The following is a 3629-nucleotide window of genomic DNA, read 5'->3' as shown; positions in this document are numbered from 1 at the left end:
GGGGGGGGCTTCCCCCCATTTTCTGCGCGGGGGTCGCGCCGCGGGGGGGGGGGGGGGGGGGGGCCCGCGGCCCGCTTGGGGGGCGACCACCTGGGAGGCGCCGCCCGCGCCGACGGTGCTGGACACTGCCCCCATAATCAGCAGCAGGGGTGCGACGAGGTTGACAGCGGCGACCGCGTCGGGCCCGGCGCCCTGGGCGACGAACCAGGCGTTAGTGAGGGCGTAGACGCCGTAGAGGCCGACGGAGGCGGTGGTCTGGGTGCAGTTCTCCCACAGCACCCTGCCGACCGGGCGGGTGCCGAGGGTGGCCGCGGTGTCCGGCGTGGTATGTGCGGCGTGGTTCACGAGGCGCGGTGGTGTCCGAACTGGGCCATGAGGGTGTCGAGTTGGCCGCGGGCCCAGTCGTACTGGACGGTGTCCTGGTGGCCGCGGTAGACGGTTTCGATGACCATGATCAGCAGCAGGTAGAGGGTGTAGAGGCGCCGCCGCTGCCGCTGGGACTCGGTGAGCGCCGGGTGGCCGTAACCGCGTATGAAGGCTGTGGGATCGCCGAAGTCGGGGCTGTCTATGCCGGTGAAGCCGGCCTCGATCAATGGGTCGCCCCAGAAAGCCCGCTCGTGGTCGATGATGCAGACGATCTTCCCGTCCCGGACCATGACGTTGCTGTTCCACAGGTCCCATTCGACATAGCGGGGCTCGACGACCTCGTCGAGTACCTCCGCGTGCAGGGCGAGGAGCTCCCGGATCAGCGTGTAGTCCCAGCCCAGGTCGACCGAGCGGCGCTCGCCGTCCTTCAGGACATCCTCGGCCATGCCGGTGAACACGGTGCGCCAACTGGGGTGGAACGGTCCGGCCAGCGGTCCGAAGCCGGAACCCATCAGGGAGTTGATCTCCCGGTTGGCCTCCCCGAGGGCCTCACCGTAGATGTCGCGCTCGGCCGGGGACAGACTGTCGTTGACGATGCCGAAGTTGTCGGCGTCGATGTAGGGCATGAAGAAGTAGGCGGCGTCACACAGTTCGCGCGAGTCATCAGCGAAGTCGACGGCAGGGACGGGGACCGACGTCCGCTCACGCAGCAGCTTCAGGGCGGCGAGCTCGGTCGTCATCGCCCCATGCTCGTAGGTCATCACCTCGACATCGGACGGCGGCGCAATCTTAAGGACGACCTGCGCGCCGTCCCGCAGCCGGATGCGATAGGCCACGTTGAACCAGCCGTGGCCGAGCTCCTCGACCCACTCCTCGCTGGCCGCCGCAGGCACCTGCTCGGCGCCGTAGGCGCGGGCTACCATCGCCCGCAGCGTCTTCGGCGACTGCCGGTTCTTCGTGATGCTCTCCATTGCCCCTCCAGGACGTGCTCGGCCCACGCGGGACCTCGAATCATTTGCCAACGGTCGGCCAGGGAAATATGTCCTCGCCGCCGACGTTGGGACCGTCTGCTTGTCGGGCACGGGTTCCACAGCCACGGCCTGTTCGTGAAGGCCGTGGCGGTCATAGTCCCCGGCGCCTTCAGTGACTGTGGTGCTCGGTGCTCTGCCGGATGACCAGTTCGACGGGAAAGTGCTGCCGGTGGCCTGGCACAAGGCTGCCGTCGAGCAGCAACCCGGCAGCGGCTGCGGCCATCTCCTCGACAGGAAGGCGCATCGTGGTCAATGGCGGGGTTGAGCAGGCGGCGGCGATGCTGTCGTCGAAGCCGATGATGCTGACGTCTCGCGGAACGCTTCTGCCCGTGGCGGTGACGGCCTGGACTGCGCCGGCCGCCATCAGGTCGCAGGCGACGAACAGAGCATCGGTGCGAGGGTCCGATTCGAGCATCCGCAGCACAGCGGCGTAGCCGCCTTCGCGGCTGAAGGCGCCGTCAGCCTCCACGGCCGTTAGCCCCAGGTCGGCGACCGCGCGACGGTACCCCAGACGCCGACTGGTCGCGCAGGGGTTGTCGGCGGGGCCATGGACTGCGGCTATTCGGCGGCGACCGAGCCCATAGAGTTCCTTGACTGCCGCGTACGCGCCGCCGTCGTTGTCCGCTTCCATGCCCGGTACGCGCGCGGCCGTGGGCACCATCGATACGACTCGGCGGCCCCGTCGGTAGAGACGGGCCGCCATTTCCGGGGTGGTGTCGGCGAGCAGCACGCCGAGCGTAGCGTTCGACGCGATCTCCTCGACAGTGTCGACAGAAGCCTCGCGGTTCATCGCGTGCAACCGCAGCTGCAAGTCGGCGCTTTCAAGGACGGGCATCATCCCAGCCAGGACCCTGCTGAAGTAGGGATGAGTGCCGAGCCAGCCGATTCCGGCGCCCGAAGGCATAGCTATGACGTCAATGGCACGCCGCCGGCCGGAAGCCAGCGCTCGGGCGCTCTCGTTGGGCTGCCATCCCAACTCGGCAACGGCCGCGTGGACCCGGGCTCGCACCACTCCAGACGCCCCCGGGGCACCATTGACGACTCGGGAAGCTGTCGCACGGGACACGCCAGCCGCTCGCGCTACATCATTGATCGTGGGCCTGAGCCCGTTCATTGCCATCTGGAATGTTCACCACTGTACGTTCGAGTCGCCGAAGCCGTCCGTACGATAGGCGCGGGAGCGCTCTCAGAGGAAGAACGGACGATCCGGATCTGTACACCCCTCCGTCTGTCGTCCTTCTGCCGGGCGCGGTCGTTGGTGCTGCTGGCGCTGGGGGTGGTGAAGGTGGCCACGGCCGGGCAGCTGCGGCAGCTGGTGCTGCCGGGCACCGCGGACGAGCAGACGGTCCGCAACGCGGCCAAAGATCTGCGGGACGCGGGGCTGACGGAGTCGCTCGGCCGAAGCTATCGGCCGGGCCGGACCGGGATGCCGGTGGCACAGGATCTGTGGAACCTCACTGCGGCGGGTCTCGCGGCCGCCGCGTCCGAGCTCGGCCGTCCGGTCAAGGAGATGGGCGGCACAGCACGTGACGCGGCCAGGGCCGGCGCCGCGCACGCCCTGGCGGTGGCCGACACGATCGATGCGTTCCGCCAGTCGCCGCCGCTGGCGACGAAACCCGTCGCCCGCCGCACCGCACCACCCGCGCAGCGGCGGCAGCCGGCGCTGCGGCCGGCGCGGGCTGGGTCATCTGCGGGGCTGGTCGACGGAGGTCGCCCTACCGGTACACGGGACGCCACGCCCGCGAAAGGTAGCCTGCGCGCGGATGCGGTGCGGTCGTCGATGCGGTGGTCGTGGTGTAAGTAATGTGCGGGCGTTCGAATGCCATCGTCTGCTCGCCGAAGCGGGCCGCGACTTCTTCTATGTCGTGTGCGGCTGTCTGGATGAGCCGGGCCTGGACGAACGGATCGTGCAGGTGGTCGTCGACTGCGGCCGGTCCGTCGGCCGGGTGACCGTGGGCCTGTGTGTCCTGTATCCGCGCGGCAGGGAGGATCGGGGTGTGCTGCGCCCGCTGACCCGCAGTCGGATGTTTTTTCGCTACGCGCACTCCCGGCTGGCGGTGGTTGCGCTGTCGGCCCCGGGTTTACGCGGTGCGCGGGTTCCCGGATGCGCCTGCCTACCGTGGTTGTTTGGTCGAGGTGGTGTCTTTCCGGTTGGTGGGTGTGCGATTGTGCGTGTGTCGGGTCGTGGTCTGTGATTGGGGGGTTGGGGATGCGTGATGAGGCGGAGTGGGC

The 3629-nt window shown here is 69.0% G+C and carries 4 protein-coding genes and 1 pseudogene; 2 read left to right on the top strand and 3 right to left on the bottom strand.

What is annotated here, in order from left to right; translation table 11 throughout:
* Positions 1-341 precede the first annotated feature (341 nt).
* From LCE31_RS35570 to LCE31_RS41395, 3 genes and pseudogenes are all read right to left on the bottom strand, one after another.
* Positions 342-1337, bottom strand: coding sequence for a phosphotransferase family protein (locus LCE31_RS35570; RefSeq protein WP_225021956.1), 996 nt, complete (start codon positions 1335-1337; stop codon positions 342-344).
* Positions 1338-1506: 169 nt separating this feature from the next.
* Positions 1507-2301 carry a LacI family DNA-binding transcriptional regulator gene (locus tag LCE31_RS35565; RefSeq protein ID WP_225021958.1) on the bottom strand — a complete coding sequence of 265 codons (795 nt, stop codon included), beginning with the start codon at positions 2299-2301 and terminating at the stop codon, positions 1507-1509.
* A 66-nt stretch (positions 2302-2367) separates the two neighbouring features.
* A pseudogene (locus tag LCE31_RS41395) lies at positions 2368-2511 on the bottom strand (LacI family DNA-binding transcriptional regulator); the annotation flags it as partial.
* 141 nt (positions 2512-2652) lie between these two features.
* Between LCE31_RS41395 and LCE31_RS35555 the strand changes: the two are divergent.
* On the top strand, positions 2653-3201 hold the full coding sequence (locus LCE31_RS35555) for a replication-relaxation family protein (RefSeq protein WP_225021955.1): 549 nt from the start codon (positions 2653-2655) through the stop codon (positions 3199-3201).
* 1 nt (position 3202) lies between these two features.
* Complete coding sequence (locus tag LCE31_RS35550; RefSeq protein WP_225021954.1) at positions 3203-3592, top strand: hypothetical protein; 390 nt, start codon at positions 3203-3205, stop codon at positions 3590-3592.
* The last annotated feature ends 37 nt before the right edge of the window (positions 3593-3629 follow it).

Origin of the sequence: Streptomyces sp. 8L, assembly GCF_020176795.1 — a bacterium.
Classification (GTDB): domain Bacteria; phylum Actinomycetota; class Actinomycetes; order Streptomycetales; family Streptomycetaceae; genus Streptomyces.
This window is presented reverse-complemented; position numbering and strand designations above follow the sequence as displayed.

Coding starts and splice junctions, on each gene's coding strand:
- LCE31_RS35565 (WP_225021958.1), bottom strand. CDS start 2,301: ATGCCTTCGGGCGCCGGAATCGGCTGGCTCGGCACTCATCCCTACTTC.
- LCE31_RS35570 (WP_225021956.1), bottom strand. CDS start 1,337: ATGGAGAGCATCACGAAGAACCGGCAGTCGCCGAAGACGCTGCGGGCG.